Annotated in this window: 15 protein-coding genes and 2 pseudogenes; 12 read left to right on the top strand and 5 right to left on the bottom strand. The window is 66.9% G+C overall.

The window, feature by feature from the left end:
* The first annotated feature begins 26 nt into the window (after window positions 1-26).
* Together BTZ20_RS21735 and BTZ20_RS21730 are read left to right on the top strand one after the other, a co-directional pair.
* Window positions 27-905 carry an oxidoreductase gene (locus tag BTZ20_RS21735; RefSeq protein WP_077042782.1) on the top strand — a complete coding sequence of 293 codons (879 nt, stop codon included), beginning with the start codon at window positions 27-29 and terminating at the stop codon, window positions 903-905.
* Window positions 906-913: 8 nt separating this feature from the next.
* Window positions 914-1,446, top strand: a pseudogene (locus BTZ20_RS21730) (VOC family protein).
* 18 nt (window positions 1,447-1,464) lie between these two features.
* Here BTZ20_RS21730 and BTZ20_RS21725 read toward each other — a convergent pair.
* Together BTZ20_RS21725 and BTZ20_RS21720 are read right to left on the bottom strand one after the other, a co-directional pair.
* Complete coding sequence (locus BTZ20_RS21725) at window positions 1,465-1,893, bottom strand: organic hydroperoxide resistance protein (RefSeq protein WP_077042781.1); 429 nt, start codon at window positions 1,891-1,893, stop codon at window positions 1,465-1,467.
* 37 nt (window positions 1,894-1,930) lie between these two features.
* Window positions 1,931-2,371: a MarR family winged helix-turn-helix transcriptional regulator gene (locus BTZ20_RS21720; protein WP_077042780.1), complete on the bottom strand. Its 441-nt coding sequence runs from the start codon at window positions 2,369-2,371 to the stop codon at window positions 1,931-1,933.
* Window positions 2,372-2,613: 242 nt separating this feature from the next.
* Here BTZ20_RS21720 and BTZ20_RS21715 point away from each other — a divergent pair, with 242 nt between their 5' ends.
* From BTZ20_RS21715 to BTZ20_RS21695, 4 genes are all read left to right on the top strand, one after another.
* Window positions 2,614-3,402: a putative protein N(5)-glutamine methyltransferase gene (locus BTZ20_RS21715; RefSeq protein ID WP_077042779.1), complete on the top strand. Its 789-nt coding sequence runs from the start codon at window positions 2,614-2,616 to the stop codon at window positions 3,400-3,402.
* Window positions 3,403-3,537: 135 nt separating this feature from the next.
* On the top strand, window positions 3,538-4,281 hold the full coding sequence (locus BTZ20_RS21710) for an SDR family oxidoreductase (RefSeq protein ID WP_077042778.1): 744 nt from the start codon (window positions 3,538-3,540) through the stop codon (window positions 4,279-4,281).
* Window positions 4,282-4,399: 118 nt separating this feature from the next.
* On the top strand, window positions 4,400-4,960 hold the full coding sequence (locus BTZ20_RS21705) for a hypothetical protein (protein ID WP_223263464.1): 561 nt from the start codon (window positions 4,400-4,402) through the stop codon (window positions 4,958-4,960).
* Window positions 4,961-5,934: 974 nt separating this feature from the next.
* Window positions 5,935-6,423, top strand: coding sequence for a hypothetical protein (locus BTZ20_RS21695; protein WP_077042775.1), 489 nt, complete (start codon window positions 5,935-5,937; stop codon window positions 6,421-6,423).
* A gap of 116 nt (window positions 6,424-6,539) precedes the next feature.
* Here BTZ20_RS21695 and BTZ20_RS21690 read toward each other — a convergent pair.
* Window positions 6,540-7,042: pseudogene (locus BTZ20_RS21690) on the bottom strand (DinB family protein).
* Between the two features lie 277 nt (window positions 7,043-7,319).
* Between BTZ20_RS21690 and BTZ20_RS21685 the strand changes: the two are divergent.
* Window positions 7,320-7,916 (top strand): DUF4178 domain-containing protein, encoded by a 597-nt coding sequence (locus BTZ20_RS21685; protein WP_077042774.1) that lies wholly within the window; start codon window positions 7,320-7,322, stop codon window positions 7,914-7,916.
* A 536-nt stretch (window positions 7,917-8,452) separates the two neighbouring features.
* Here BTZ20_RS21685 and BTZ20_RS21680 read toward each other — a convergent pair.
* On the bottom strand, window positions 8,453-9,640 hold the full coding sequence (locus BTZ20_RS21680; RefSeq protein WP_223263463.1) for a hypothetical protein: 1,188 nt from the start codon (window positions 9,638-9,640) through the stop codon (window positions 8,453-8,455).
* 118 nt (window positions 9,641-9,758) lie between these two features.
* On the opposite strand from BTZ20_RS21680, the gene BTZ20_RS21675 reads away from it, so the two are divergent.
* From BTZ20_RS21675 to BTZ20_RS21660, 5 genes are all read left to right on the top strand, one after another.
* Window positions 9,759-10,259, top strand: coding sequence for a DUF6301 family protein (locus BTZ20_RS21675; RefSeq protein WP_077042772.1), 501 nt, complete (start codon window positions 9,759-9,761; stop codon window positions 10,257-10,259).
* Between the two features lie 86 nt (window positions 10,260-10,345).
* Window positions 10,346-10,630, top strand: coding sequence for a hypothetical protein (locus BTZ20_RS21670; RefSeq protein ID WP_145982385.1), 285 nt, complete (start codon window positions 10,346-10,348; stop codon window positions 10,628-10,630).
* Window positions 10,631-10,713: 83 nt separating this feature from the next.
* Window positions 10,714-11,205 (top strand): DUF6301 family protein, encoded by a 492-nt coding sequence (locus tag BTZ20_RS21665; RefSeq protein ID WP_077042770.1) that lies wholly within the window; start codon window positions 10,714-10,716, stop codon window positions 11,203-11,205.
* A 184-nt stretch (window positions 11,206-11,389) separates the two neighbouring features.
* On the top strand, window positions 11,390-12,115 hold the full coding sequence (locus BTZ20_RS26960) for a hypothetical protein (RefSeq protein ID WP_145982384.1): 726 nt from the start codon (window positions 11,390-11,392) through the stop codon (window positions 12,113-12,115).
* Window positions 12,116-12,570: 455 nt separating this feature from the next.
* The gene (locus tag BTZ20_RS21660; protein ID WP_077042769.1) at window positions 12,571-13,668 is read left to right on the top strand and encodes a 3-deoxy-7-phosphoheptulonate synthase; all 1,098 of its coding nucleotides are present in this window, start codon (window positions 12,571-12,573) and stop codon (window positions 13,666-13,668) included.
* On the opposite strand, the gene BTZ20_RS21655 is transcribed toward BTZ20_RS21660, so the two are convergent.
* A complete protein-coding gene (locus BTZ20_RS21655) occupies window positions 13,634-14,266 on the bottom strand; it encodes an alpha-ketoglutarate-dependent dioxygenase AlkB (protein WP_077042768.1) in 633 nt (210 codons plus the stop codon). The two genes, BTZ20_RS21660 and BTZ20_RS21655, sit on opposite strands and share 35 nt — an antisense overlap.
* Window positions 14,267-14,271: the final 5 nt, after the last annotated feature.

Genomic DNA, 14,271 nt, shown 5'->3' with positions numbered 1-14,271 from the left:
GCCCGCACTCGTCGTAAGCTGGACTGATGGTGAAGTGGACCGCACAGGACATTGCCGATCAGCAGGGCCGCACCTTCGTGGTGACCGGCGCAAACAGCGGGCTGGGTGCTGTCGCCGCGCGCGCTCTGGGAGCGGCGGGAGCCACTGTGATCCTTGCCTGTCGCAACGTCGACAAGGGCGGTGCCGTTGCCGCCCAGATCGGGGAGAACGCGCAGGTCCGCCGCCTCGACCTCGCCGACCTGGCATCGGTGCGCGAGTTCGCCGCCGGCGTCGAGAAGGTCGACGTGTTGATCAACAACGCGGGGCTGATGGCCGTGCCGAAGGGCACCACCGCCGACGGGTTCGAGACACAGTTCGGCACGAACCACCTGGGCCACTTCGCGTTGACCGGGCTGCTGCTCGACCGGATCTCCGATCGCGTCGTCACGATGTCGAGCCTCTTTCACCGGCTCGGCAGCATCGATCTCGACGACCCGAACTACCAGCGCCGCACCTACCGCCGCTGGCCGGCGTATGGACAGTCGAAGCTGGCCAACCTGATGTTCGCCTACGAGCTCGACCGTCGACTGAGCCAGGCGGGGTCGAGCGTGAAATCCGTTGCTGCCCATCCCGGATACGCGTCCACCGGCCTGCAGGGGCACACCGAGTCCATCTGGGACCGACTGATGGGCATCGGTGACCTGATGGCGCAGAGCGCGGAGATGGGAGCCCTGCCCGAGCTGTACGCAGCGACGGCCGCCGACGTGGCGGGCGGCACCTACTTCGGGCCCGACGGGCCCTTCGAGCAGCGTGGCTACCCCAAGGTGGTCGGCTCCTCTTCGAAGTCGCGGGACAAGACGGTGGCCCGGGCGCTGTGGGGCGAGTCCGAGCGGCTGACCGGCGTCACCTACTCATTCGAAAGCTGAGCACACAGATGTCGATTCGCCGACTGAACCATGCCGTGTTGTTCGTGGCCGACCTCGAGCGCAGCCTGGCGTTCTACCAGGACGTGCTCGGATTCCGTCCGCTGCCGGGGGATTTCCTGGCGCGGCCTTCCTGCAGGCCGCGAACTCGGCCAACGATCACGACCTGGGCCTGTTCCAGAGCCCGAGCGGGCCGAGCCGTGCCCGCCAGGGCGACGTGGGGCTCTACCACCTCGCCTGGGAGGTGGACACCCTCACCGACCTGGCGTCGATGCGCGAGAAGCTCATCGAGGCAGGGGCGCTGACCGGTGCGAGCAATCACGGGTCGACCAAGGCCCTGTACGCCAGGGACCCGGACGGTATCGAGTTCGAGGTGTGCTGGCTCGTTCCGGACGACCGGGTGGAGGAGGAGCTGGTGCCTGGCATGCCGCCGACCCGCCCCCTCGACATCGACGGCGAGATCGAGAGGTACGGGCCGGAGACCCCGAGCGGTCCGCGCACCGATCCCGCCGTGTGGGAACGGATCTTCGCCCGCCGGTCCTGATCTTCTTGCCGGTGAGGCCTATTCGTCGGCCTCGGCAACCACGAGGGTGACCTCGATGTTCCCGCGGGTGGCGTTCGAGTACGGGCAGACCTGGTGGGCCTTCGCCGTCAGGTCCTCGGCCTCGGCGCGAGCCAGGTGCGGTAGCGACACCTCGAGGGTGACCTCGAGGCCGAATCCGCCGCCGTCGAGCGAGCCGATGCCGACCCGGGCGCCGACCGCCGAGTCGGCGACGTTCGCCTTGGCCTGACGGGCGACCAGCTGCAGCGCGGAGTGGAAGCAGGCCGCGTAGCCGGCCGCGAAGAGCTGCTCGGGGTTGGTGCCGTCGCCGGTGCCGCCCATCGCGGCCGGGATGGCGAGATCAAAGTCCAGCCTGCCGTCCGAGGAGCGGGCGTGGCCGTTGCGTCCGTCGCCGGTGGCGAGGGCCTCCGCGGTATAGAGCGTCTTCATCTGTTTCTCCTTCGGGTGGGGAATGGGTTGGCGTGGTTCAAGGTCGGGCCGAGGCCTGTAATGCGCGGGTGACCCGGACCAGGGCCTCCCGGAGGGCGGCCAGCTCCGGCTCGGACATCCCGGTGGAATCGGCGAGCCGGCGCGGGATGTCCTGCGCGCGGTCGCGCAGGGTGCGTCCGACGGCGGTCAGGTGGATCTCCACGCGACGCTCGTCGGTGCTCAGACGTCGGCGCTCGATGAGTCCGAGGCCCTCCAGCCTTTTGAGCAGGGGAGAGAGGGTGCCGGTGTCCAGGCCGAGCTCCGTGCAGATCTCGCGGACCCCGCGGCCGTCGCGTTCCCAGAGCGTCAGCATCACCAGGTACTGCGGGTAGGTGAGGCCGAGATCCTCCAGGAGTGGGCGATACGCCGCGGTGGCGGCGCGCGAGGCCGAGTAGAGGGCGAAGCACACCTGCCGGTCGAGGGCGAGTTCATCGGTCACGAGAATGAAGGTAGTGCACGGTTAGATTGTGCACAACCAAGTGTGATGCGGCTCAAACGGAGCTCGGTATATCGGTGGCCGCTCCGTGATGGCTCGGGTATCGTTCGCGTCCGCAGTAGTCGTCCGACCGAGGAGGTGAGACCGGTGTCCGTTTTGGCAACCCGGGTGCTCTCACCGTGTGCGGTCCGACCGACGTAGGTGATCGCGAGAGCGCCCATAGGAATTTCCCGAAAGGCGTTCCCATGTCTGCTATCTCATCGCTGTGCCCGCAAACCTCCATCGTCACCCGGCTGCGCGCAGCCGGCTGCGTCTTCGCGGAGGACGAGGCGCGCCTGCTCGCCGGCGCCGCCGCGACCCCCGACGACCTCGAGGCCATGGTGGACCGCCGCGTCGCCGGCCTGCCCCTCGAGCAGATCCTCGGCTGGGCCGAGTTCTGCGGCCTGCGCATCGCCGTGGACCCCGGGGTCTTCGTGCCCCGCCGCCGCACCGAGTTCCTCGCCCGTCAGGCGGCGGCCGTCGCCCGCCACCAGGCGGTCGTCCTCGATCTCTGTTGCGGGTCCGGTGCGGTGGGCGTCGCGCTGACCGCGGCCGGGGGTGACATCGAACTGCACGCGGTCGACGTCGATCCGGCCGCCGTCCGCTGCGCGCGTCGCAATGCCGCCGACGCCCGGGTATACGAGGGCGATCTCTACGATCCGCTGCCCCGGTCCCTGCGCGGTCGGGTCGATGTCCTGGTGGCCAACGCGCCCTACGTGCCCACCGGCTCGATCGGAATGCTGCCGCCGGAGGCCCGTGTCCACGAGCCGCTGGTGGCGCTCGACGGTGGGACCGACGGCGTCGACATCCAGCGAAAGGTCGCCGCCGGCGCCACCCGCTGGCTGGCGCCGGGCGGACACCTGTTGATCGAGACGAGTGAACGGCAGGTGCCGCTCACGGTCGACGCCTTTGCCCGCGGTGGACTGACTCCCCGCGTCGCCCGCTCGGACGAGGCCGGCGCCACCGTCGTGATCGGAACCAGGCGCCCCGGCTGAGGGCGCGATGCCGGGTAACGTGATGTCCTGCGGTGCGTGCGTGTCGACGTAGTCACCTGCGTTGCCTTGTGCCGAGCGGACCGGACCCGCGCGCGACCCAGCTTGTGGCTGTGTGACGAGGTAGGAGGAATGAGCATGAAGATCGTTGTTGTCGGCGGCACCGGGCTGATCGGCTCGAAGCTCGTCGCTCGATTGAGTGAGGATGGCCACCAGGCGGTTCCGGCCGCACCGAGCACGGGCGTGAACACCCTCACCGGTGAGGGCGTCCAAGAGGCGCTGCAGGATGCGAACGTGGTGGTCGATGTATCCAATTCGCCGTCGTTCGCCGACGACGACGTCATGAACTTCTTCCGGACCTCCACCGCGAACCTGCTCGAGGCTGCCGCCGCGGCCGGCGTCGGACACTATGTCGCCTTGTCGGTGGTGGGTACGGATCGGTTGCCGGAATCCGGGTACCTGCGGGCGAAGCTGGCGCAGGAAGATCTGATCAAGGGATCGGGCCTGCCCTACTCGCTGGTCCACGCGACGCAGTTCTTCGAATTCGCCGGTGGCATAGCCGATTCCGCGACTGTCGACGGCGAGGTGCGGCTCCCGGATGCCGGTGTGCAGCCCATCGCCGCGGACGAGGTGGCACCGGCCGTGGGTCGCGCGGCGGTAGGCGCTCCGCTGAGCGGCATCGTCGAGGTCGCGGGTCCGGAAGTGCTCGGCATGGACCAGTGGATCCGCACCGTGCTGGCCGCGCGTTCAGACCCGCGCACGGTGGTCACCGATCCCCAGGCGCGGTATTTCGGGGCGGTGCTCGGACCCGAGAGCCTGCTGCCCGGCAGTGGTGCACAGCTGGCGCGAACATCACTGTCGGAGTGGCTGGCCCGCCAGTGATCTGATCGGGCGGTCGAATCCGCGATCCCGAGAGCTGGTGCGGGGCCGGCATTGGTCTCGCACGACAACGACATTACAACCGCAGGCCTGCCCGCCGGCAGTTGGTAGCGTGATCGTCGTGGCAGATCTGGAAGACCTGGTCCTGACCCCCGCCGAGCGGACCCAGGGGGTCCGAGTCGACAGTGTGATGTTCAGGATGGACTGGACCGGAGAGGATTACCCAGGCCATCTGGCGGCGTTCGTGGCCGGTCGGGTACGTGCCTTCGGGGTAGAGCCGACGGCCGTCGACACCGACGTCGTCTACCACGCGGCCGAGACCGACCCGACTCTGCGCCGCGGTGATTTCCCGGTCCGCCAGCTCGATCATCTGTCCGGTGTACTGGCAAATCTCGGCTGCACGCTCGCGGTGCGGGACAGCGGCACCGACACCTACGAGGTACTGGTCGCGCTGACCGGTGAGCGTGAGCTGACCGAGCTGACGCACCAGGGCATCCCGGTGCGGGCCTGGGGCTCGGAACCCGAAGAGACCCTGGTCAGCCTGAACTGCCCGGACTGCTCGGAGATGCTGGTCTGGGAGCTGCCTGCGACGGAGACCCTGGCCGACGAGCGCTGCGATTGTGGAGCCGTGTTGTTCGACGCCAGTGGCCGCCCACTGCCCAACGTCACTCTCCACGACTGAGCCGCGACGTCCTGCAGCCGGGCGCGACGCTCCGACTGGCGATGACCTTCGGGGTTTGTCCCGCCTACGCCATGCCTCGCAGGTGGCCCGAGGGCTGTAGTCGATCTTCCAGTCCGCGTACACGCCGAGCATCCCGTCTCGCAGACACCGAAGCCCGATGCTCACCCAGCGCACGTCGTCGCTCCCGTCGCCGACCGGGGCGAAGCCGACGGCGATGGCGAACTCCATACCGCCGCACGGGCATTCACACTGGCCCGGTTCGGCCTCGGGCCAGTGGTCCACGCTGTCGGCGATCAGGACGGCGTCGTCGCAGGCCACGCAGAGCCGTTCGGCGCAACCCGCATCGTCGTCCACGCCTATCTCGAAGGCCCGTCCGCCGCATCGTGCGCACACCGACTCGGTGACGGTGTCGACGTCGTAGCCACCGGCGCGGTAGTCCTTCACGTACGCGGCGAGGGTGGCGAAATCCTCGCCGTACCCCGGTCCCTGCATTTCCTCTGACGTCACCGCGCCATTGTGCACGGGCGAGTGGGCGCCCTCGAGTCAGCAGTCGGGCAGCTCTTGAGGTCCGCGGGTTGGCCGTTCACACCGGAGGATGTGAATCACCAATGCTGTTGGCGATTCCCGAGGACCTGACCCGCAGTGTGCCAACAACGTGACCACTTCGTTCGCGATCGTGGTCAAGACAGTTGGCCCTAGTTCGCGGATCCGCTGCGTGAATTCGGCCGCTTTCGGCGGACGAACGCCACCAGGCCATGAATCCGGCTTGCCGGGGAAGCCGTGGGGCACCCGGAGCGTGGCCGAGCTCGGTAACGCGGGGCGGGAGGAAACAGACACACCGAGTGAATTCAGTCAATCCGGTGTGGGGGGTCATCGATGATCAGACGACTGTTCGCAGTGACCGCACTGACTGGTGGCGCTTGAGGACGATCAGTATCAGTCGTGCTGCTCAGCACGGAACGGGGGAGAACAGCATGAGGAAGGTCATCAGGGGTCGCAGCGCGATCGGCGTTGCCGCGCTGGCCGCGACGACGATGCTCGGCTTCGGAACGGCAGGCGCGGCGCCCGTGCCGTCACCGGCGCGCGCCCTGGACACGTGGGCGCTGTCGGACGACATCGGTCGGTGCGGCATCGTCCGTATCCCGATGACCGTGGGACTGACCAGTGGATGGCCCGGCGGCGAGGCCTACATCCTGCTGTCCCCGGAGTTCTTCGTCCCGGACCTGACCCATCAGCTGACCCAGTGCATGATCGCGGTGACGGTGCACTGGGAGAACCTCGACACTGGCGCCACCGGCAGTCGCACCGTGTATCCGATGGACAGCCGGGAGAACCCGGCTGCCTACCAGACCTCCGGGAACGCCGCATATGTCGCGTCGGGGTATGGGCGGGTCCGGTTCTGGCTCAGCACCGCGACTCCGCACGTGTCTGCGCCGTCGATCGAGACCGTCATTTCACTCTGATCCGACCCCGATAGTTGGCAATTGTTCGCGATCCGCCGGGTGAACGGCTGCGATCACCGACAAATGGCATGAGGCGGTCAGCGAGCTGGGGCAGGTGCTCCGGTAGCGCCGAAGCTCTACGAGTTCGGCTGACGGAGTGGCCCCTTTTCGAGCTGTTCGCGGAGGATGTCGCCGTGGCCTGCGTGCCTGGCGAACTCTTGGATGAAGGTGAGCAGCGTCCACCGCATGCTGACGCTTCCCTCGCGGGGTTGTCCTTGGTGTCGTCGAGATCGAAGCGGGACGCGATCTCACGTGATCGTTGGCTTGCGCGCTCGAATTCGGCAATGACATCTGCTAGCGACTCGTCGTCGGCGACGGCGAAGGTGCCCTCGTCGCGGCGCGAGTATCCATCACACTCGGATTCGTCGAGCCCTGCCCAGAACCGTTGGAACCAAATCCGTTCCGCGGCAGCAGCATGCTTGATCAATGAGATCGGCGTCGTCAGCGACGCGACGAGGCGTCGGCGGGCATCGGCTTCAGACAGGCCACGTGCGGTCTCGATGAGTGCTTCGCGGTTACGGTCGAGCATGGTCTCGATGATCGCTCGCTCGGCGCCGCTGGTGGTTCCGTAGGTGCTCATGCTTCTACTCCATTCTGTTGTGTGGGTGAAGGCCCGCAGTAGGGGATCGGTCGGGCTGAATTGCACAAGGCGGCGCAGCGGTGATCGGTCTCGAGCGGGGACGAAACGTCCGGTGTCAGAGAACAACCGGGGTAAGGGAGGCATTCGATCCGCTCGTCGCGAGGATTGCGCACGGAGCGTAGAGAGGCGGGTCGACGTCAACACCGCAGCCCAGGCCTGTCACGAGGCGCTGCCTGGGGTCAATGTAGCGCAGATTTCAGAAGGGAACACTGTCCGGATGGGTGTCGTGATTCTTCTACTCGCCCTGTTGGTTCTGGTCTCGATCGCCGGGAATGTCATCCTCGGCCGGCGCACAAGCACTCCCGGTGCGCTACCGCTGGTCGATCCGCTCGCCGCCGACTCGGAGGCCTACGACCCGCTCCGGATCGGTGTCGGTGACATCGTCACGTACGCCGGTGTCGACCACGTCGTCGGCGGCACGATCAACTTCGACCAGGAGGGATTTCGCTGGCACGAGCACCTGCTCGACGGCCCGACCGGCCGTCGCCGGCTCACGGTCGAGTACGACGAGGGCGAACTGGAGATGACGCTGTGGACGCGGTGCGAGGGGACCGGCCTCGCGCCCGGCGACGACGTGGTCCTCGACAACCGCGTGTACCGGCAGGTCAAGTCCGGTGCAGTTCAGTTCACTGCCGAGGGAACCACCGGCACCGCACCGTCCGGATCGATGGACTATGCGGACTACGCGACCGCCGACAGGAGCGGGCTGCTCGCGTTCGAGCGATGGGCGAAGACCGCGTCATGGGAGGTGTCGACCGTACGAGCCGTCACTCGCGGCGAGCTGACGGTCATCCACGCGGGTTCCGTCGAGTGAGCACCTGCGCGGTTCCCAAACAATGTTGACGAAGTGGCCAACTGTCTTGGCGATTGGCCAACTGTGGTGACCGATCACACGCACGGTTGTGAATCGCCATCGTAGTTGGCAATTCCCGGCGCCCTGACCTGCGGTGTGACGACCATCCTGACCACGACCGGTCGCAATCGTTGTCATCGAAGTTGGCAATTGTTCAGAGCTGTTCGTTGGCCGAACGAATGTGGGTGCGACGATGCGCGCCGCCTTGGGCACCGAACTCGGCCTCACTCATGAAACGAGCCCCGCCGAATGTCGCGCATCCGGCGGGGCTCGTGTGCCACACACAGGGGGATGGGAGTGGCACATTCTGGAAATCGAGGACACATGGCGTCGCGTTACCGCAGCGTGCCGGGCCGCGGCCGCAAAGTGCGCCGTGGAACGCGGAGTAGGGCGCGGCAGTTCTGCCACCGGCGCGACGCGCGTCACGTCGGTATCGGAAAGGGCCTCGCCGCCCGACTGGGGGAGCGGCGACGCCAACGCGCCATCGGAGTGGTCGGCTACGCGGGCCCGGGAGCGATCCCGAAGGTCTCCCGGAGCTGAGCGTGCAGTTCGCGTGCGTCCCGTTGGAAAGTGACTGAGGCGGAGGAGAGCGCATCGAACGCCGCTCGCCTCGGATCCGGGCCGGCGGCGGCGAAGATCGTGGGCAGCGCATAGGAGGGGCGGCTGATCGGGCCGTGGTCGAACGGGTCGAACTCGCCGCTCGAGTAGGTGACGAAGACACCCTGTCCAGAGCCCTCGCTGGCCGGCGCCTCTTTGCGGCGATCGGCCTCGAGGTGCGCGAACGCCGACGCTATGTCGTCGAACGGCGGGGGCAGCGGCTCGCCGGCGTGCAGGGCGGCCAATGCGGGTGCAACCCAAGTTCGGTCGGCGAGGCCCGCGAACTCGTACGCCTTGCTCGCGCACCATCGCGCGATCTCGCGCAGTCGGCCGCCATCCATCTCGAGGAGCGCGAGAACCAGTGCCCGGTCGTACTTGGTGAGGGACTGTCCGCCGTTGTACTCGAGCATCTCGGGGATGGGGTCACCGCCACCCCACGCCTGCCGTTGCGCCTCGGCGGCTTCGGCGCGCAGCTCGGAGGTTCTGACCATGCGGCTGCCGCCGCCGGGCTCGAACACGGTGATCCACTTCGGCTCGTCCGATTCCACTGGCCCCGCTGCGGGTTCGGGTCGCGGGCTGTTCTCGGGGACCCCGAAGCCGGGCATGACCCACATCTGCGCTGGCTCGGGTTCGGTGCCATCGTTGGGCCACATCCGAATTCGCCACACATCCCCGGGAGTGGTGGATCCGGGCCAGCCGTAGTTGACGAACCCGCGGCCGCTGACCTCGATCAGATAGTCCCCCTCGGGGACCTCGCAGAACACCTCACCGGTGGTGGGTGAGGCGATCATGATCTGCCCCGCCTCGGAGACCCGGAGTCGTCCCTCGCTGACCTGCTGCCACTCGTCCCGGTCCGCGGGTGGGCGCCCGTTCCACACCTGCACCGAGGTTGGCATCTCGAAGTTGTTCTGGTGCGGGCTCAGCACCACGAGCGCGTTGCCGTTACCTGCGGACGGCTGCGCGGCCTGTGCCTGCTCGAGCAGTTCGAGATTGTCCTCGTAGTCCCCGAGGCCGCCGGAGATGCTGAACTGCCCGTAGTCCACCGCCAAGACGACGGCCTGCTCGCTGATCTGACTCGCGCTGCTCATCGGTCGATCCTGACACGCCGCGTGCGGGTGCACCCAGCTGGTGATCGACTTCAACGCTCGACCGGGTCCTCCTTTGGCTGCGTGAACCACCCCGGGGTGGTTCAGTAGATTCCTGATCATGCACGCCGATATCGAAGGCGCGGTCCGGACCGCGCGCCTGGCAGCCCATTTCGACTGGACGTGGGACTCCGAGGACCTCGAACGTTTCTGCGCCGCCGCCGGCTGGCAAGCAGAGCGCTTCTCCGACAACGCAGCCACCCTCACCACGAACCTCGACATCAACCGTCCCAGCGGGGGAGCGTCACTGACTTGGGGACCCCTCCAAATCATACGGTTGAAGGTGACCGACGTAGCCGACCCTGGTACGAGCATGCCGGAGGTGATGGCGGAGCTACTGGGTGAGTTGAGTGCGCCGATGGCCGCGGAGTTCGGGGAGGGAACCCCCGTCACCGCCGGTATTGTCAAGGAACTTCGCTGGGATCTGCCGAACGTGGTGATCATCCTCTCGGCTGGGCGCTGGTCCGTCACCATGCGCCTCGTCAGCCCCAAGCACCAAGCATGGACCGACGAACCCGAAGATGAATGGGACGAAGTAGAGGACGAGGACGCCGAAGACTGATCCGCGCATACATGTGCACCGCACCAGGAGAGTGCCGCGTCGCCGAAGCTGGTGTGGCGCCGATGCGTTGGTCGGCGGTGGCCCTCATGCCGACACCAGCAGCCGGTGTGGGCGCGACGCCCATCGCGGCACCACGGTGGATCACCGACGTGATGTCGTCAGGCCTGAACGACCTGAACAATCTGAACCTGTGGACCGCGCTGGCGTTGCCCGCCCTCGCGCCCTTCGCCGGCCTCGTATGGCCCGCGAACACCGACAAGAAGGTCGACCAGTCGATGGTCGTCAGCATCAGCATGCCGCAACCAACTGTCACCGACGTCGACCCACGCGAGGCTGGCAAGGTGCTGACCTATGGCGCTCACATCCGGTGACCGACAACCCGCCAGCCCTCACCTCGACGCCCCCGCGATTGGGCCGTCGTCAACAACGATCGAGAAGGAAGTAGCATCCACGCGTGCACGTCGACATCGAAGGCGCCACCCGGATCGCCCGCCTCGCAGCAGAATTCGACTGGACCTGGGCCGTCGACGACCTGGAATCCTTCTGCGCACAAGCCGGATGGGAGCTCGTCGAACTCCGGGAAGGCGGCGGCTCGATTCGGACGAACCTTCCTGTCAGCCGACCAGAGGCGCACATGTACGGGCGGCAGCACAGAATGAAATGGATCTCGATCTACGTCACGGACGTGGCAGATGACGCTACGCCCATGACAGTGGTGCGTCCGCTGCTGGACGAAGGATTCGCGAATCTCACTGCGGCACTGATTCCCGTCCTGCCGATTCCCACGTACTCCGAGCCCGGACCTGAGGCAACTATCCGGTGGGACCTGCCCAAAGTGGTCGTCGAACTCAGTATGAGCCCCAGCGCGATCCACCTCCATCTGACGAGTCCGGGGTATCAGGCATGGGTGGATGAGCCCGAACCGGAGTACGAGGACGAGGACTAGCGATCGAGGTCGGCGAGATCGCATCCGGTGCGGGAACAGGTTAGCGCGCTCCTCACGCGAATCGGACCCCTCACATCGAATGGTGGCTGGCTATGGAGGCGCTAGCAGTGTGGGCATACAGTGCGAATTTCTGATATCTAGGGTGAATTGATCTGGTGGGGCTCTCGCCTGAAAGGGGTAGGTTGTGGCTGCTCGCAAAAGAGACCGTGTTGCCAATATGGTTAAAGAGGAATTGACCGATGCAATGGTGCGTGCGGGGTACATGCCGTTTGATCCCCTAGTGGAGAGGAATGAGGGTGCCTTTTGGTTCAAGAGTGATGCTGTTGGCATTCCGCATACCTTCGCTGCCGTGCAGGCACTTATTGGCTTTTCGAGGGACGGTGCCGTGAGGTGCACGGGAACTGCATTCCTGTTATCTCCGGCGGTAGGTGACATACTACGGTCAATGCCATCGGACGCACTGCTTAAAGGCCGTGGGCCGGACAGCTCCTCCCTTGAGTACGTTGACTATCGGTTTTTCAACGAACTGCCAGGTCTGGAGTTGGTGGGGAAGGCGCCATGGGTGATTACTGAAGCGGACGTGCCGATTTCCGTGCAGTGGTTTGAGAATCGCGTATCCGGGGCGGTTGCGAAATGGTTCGACGATCGCAACTCGCTTGAGAAGTTGATTTGGGTGGCGGAGGAGCCGATCCCGGGAACCTCGCACGACCGGATTTACCCCGATGTTCTACGGGCGACGATCATCTTGTGCATCGTCAATGGTTACTTCACTGAGGCAGCAGGATTGATGACGACGCACCTTGAACGCGATCACGTGCATCCGAATATTGATTCATTCGAGCGTGCTGCCGCGTTTGATAGTGCTCTAGCGGATAGGTTTCCAGAGTATCGGCGTGCCCGAGGCCGCTGAACTTGCCATAAACGATGGCACCGGACCCGAGTCGGCGCAGAGGTGGGACATGCCCGGCTTCGGGATCCCCGAGAACACCCCGCTGCCCGAGCATCCGCCGGCGCCAGCGGAGCCCGCGGAGCCGGGGATCGATAGTCGTGCAGACAGGGATCCAGACGATTCGACCCAGCGGACGGGCGAACCATCCGCCAACTAGGTGACCATCCGCCAACTATCGTGACGACTCCGCCAACTTGGTGACCATCCGCCAACTACGGTGACCATTCACACCGGGGTCGCGGGGCGCTGCTACAGTGGCCCCCATGCAGCGCGCATATTTCTGGTTTAGCAGGCTGGCCCCGGGTGGGCCGGTCGGCGTAACCACGCGCTGACTTCCTTCCACCCCGAGCCGCTATCGACCGGCTCGCGGGTGTGCACGCATTCTCCTGGGTCGGCCTGAACGAACAGGACCCCCCATGACCCTCACCATCGACACCGATGTGCTCGGCCTCGACGACCAGCGCACCGTCTCGATCAGTCCCTTGGCCGCGCCGGCCGAACTGCGCCGCGAACACGCCGTCGACCCCGCCGTCGCCGCGACGGTGCGCGGCGGCCGGGACGCGACCGTGAACATCCTCGACGGCCGCGACGACCGCCTCATCGTGGTGGTCGGGCCATGCTCCGTGCACGACACGGACGCCGCGATGGACTACGCGCGCCGGCTCGCGGCCAAGGCCGAGCAGCACCGCGACAACCTGCACATCGTGATGCGGGTGTACTTCGAGAAGCCGCGCACCACGCTCGGGTGGAAGGGTCTGGTCAACGACCCGCACCTCGACGGCAGCTTCGACATCAATACCGGCTTGCGGATGGGACGCAAACTGCTGCTGGACATCTCGTCGCTCGGCCTGCCGGTCGGCTGCGAGTTCCTGGACCCGATCACGCCGCAGTACATCGCGGATCTGGTCAGCTACGGCGCGATCGGCGCCAGGACCGCCGCGAGCCAGGTGCACCGCCAGCTCTGCAGCGCGCTGTCCATGCCGGTCGGGATCAAGAACTCGACCGAGGGCGACGTGCAGGTGGCGGTCGACGGGACCAGGGCGGCGGCGGCGAGCCACGTGTTCCCCGGCACCGACCTCAACGGGCTGTCAGCGCTGATCCGCACCGCGGGTAACCCGGATTGCCACGTCATCCTGCGCGGCGGCGACGACGGCCCGAACTACGACGCTGCGACCGTCGCCGACACCATGGCGCGGCTGGCGAAGGCGGGCCTGCCCGAGCGGGTCGTCATCGACGCCAGTCACGGCAACAGCCGCAAGGACCACAACAAGCAGGTCGACGTGGTCACCGATGTCGCGGCACGGATCGAGGCTGGCGAGGCGGGCATCTCGGGGCTGATGCTGGAGAGCTTCCTCGTCGCGGGCCGTCAGGACCTGACCCTCGGGCGGGCGGACGAGCTCACCTACGGACAGTCGATCACGGATGCATGCCTGGACTGGGACACCACCGCGACCCAGCTCGACCGGCTCGCGGGCGCGGTCAGCGCACGCCGCGCGTCCGGAACTGCACGCTGATCCGCGGTCCGGTGGGGCGGGTGCTCTTGGGGACCGCGTGCTCCCAGGTCCGCTGGCAGGATCCGCCCATGACCAGCAGGTCGCCGTGCCCGAGCGAGTATCGAAGGGAGGCGCCGCCCCCGCGGGGGCGCAGGGCCAGGGTCCTCGCGGCGCCGAGGGAGACGATCGCGACCATCGTGTCCTCGGTGCCGCCGCGCCCGATGGTGTCGCCGTGCCAGGCGACGCTGTCCGCACCGTCGCGGTAGTAGCAGAGGCCCGCGGTGGCGAACGGCTCGCCGAGTTCGCGCCGGTAGTGGGCGTCGAGGGCGGTCCTGGCCTCGGTGAGCAGTGGGTCGGGGAGCGTGGCGTCCTCGGCGTAGAAGCTCACCAGCCGCGGGACGTCGACGACGCGGTCGTACATCTGCCTGCGCTCGGCCCGCCACGGGACGGTGTCGACGAGATCGGTGAACAGTCGCTCGGATCCCTGCAGCCAGCCGGGTCGCACGTCGATCCAGGCGCCCGCCGTCAGCACACGCCTGCGGACGCTGTCGCCGAGCGGCTCGAACCGAGCCCCCTCGGTCGCGTCGTCGAACAGCGACGCCTGTACTGCGATGTCCACGGGCG

It is taken from the genome of Rhodococcus sp. MTM3W5.2, from assembly GCF_001984015.1.
In the GTDB taxonomy this organism is placed as follows: domain Bacteria; phylum Actinomycetota; class Actinomycetes; order Mycobacteriales; family Mycobacteriaceae; genus Rhodococcus_G; species Rhodococcus_G oryzae.
This window is presented reverse-complemented; position numbering and strand designations above follow the sequence as displayed.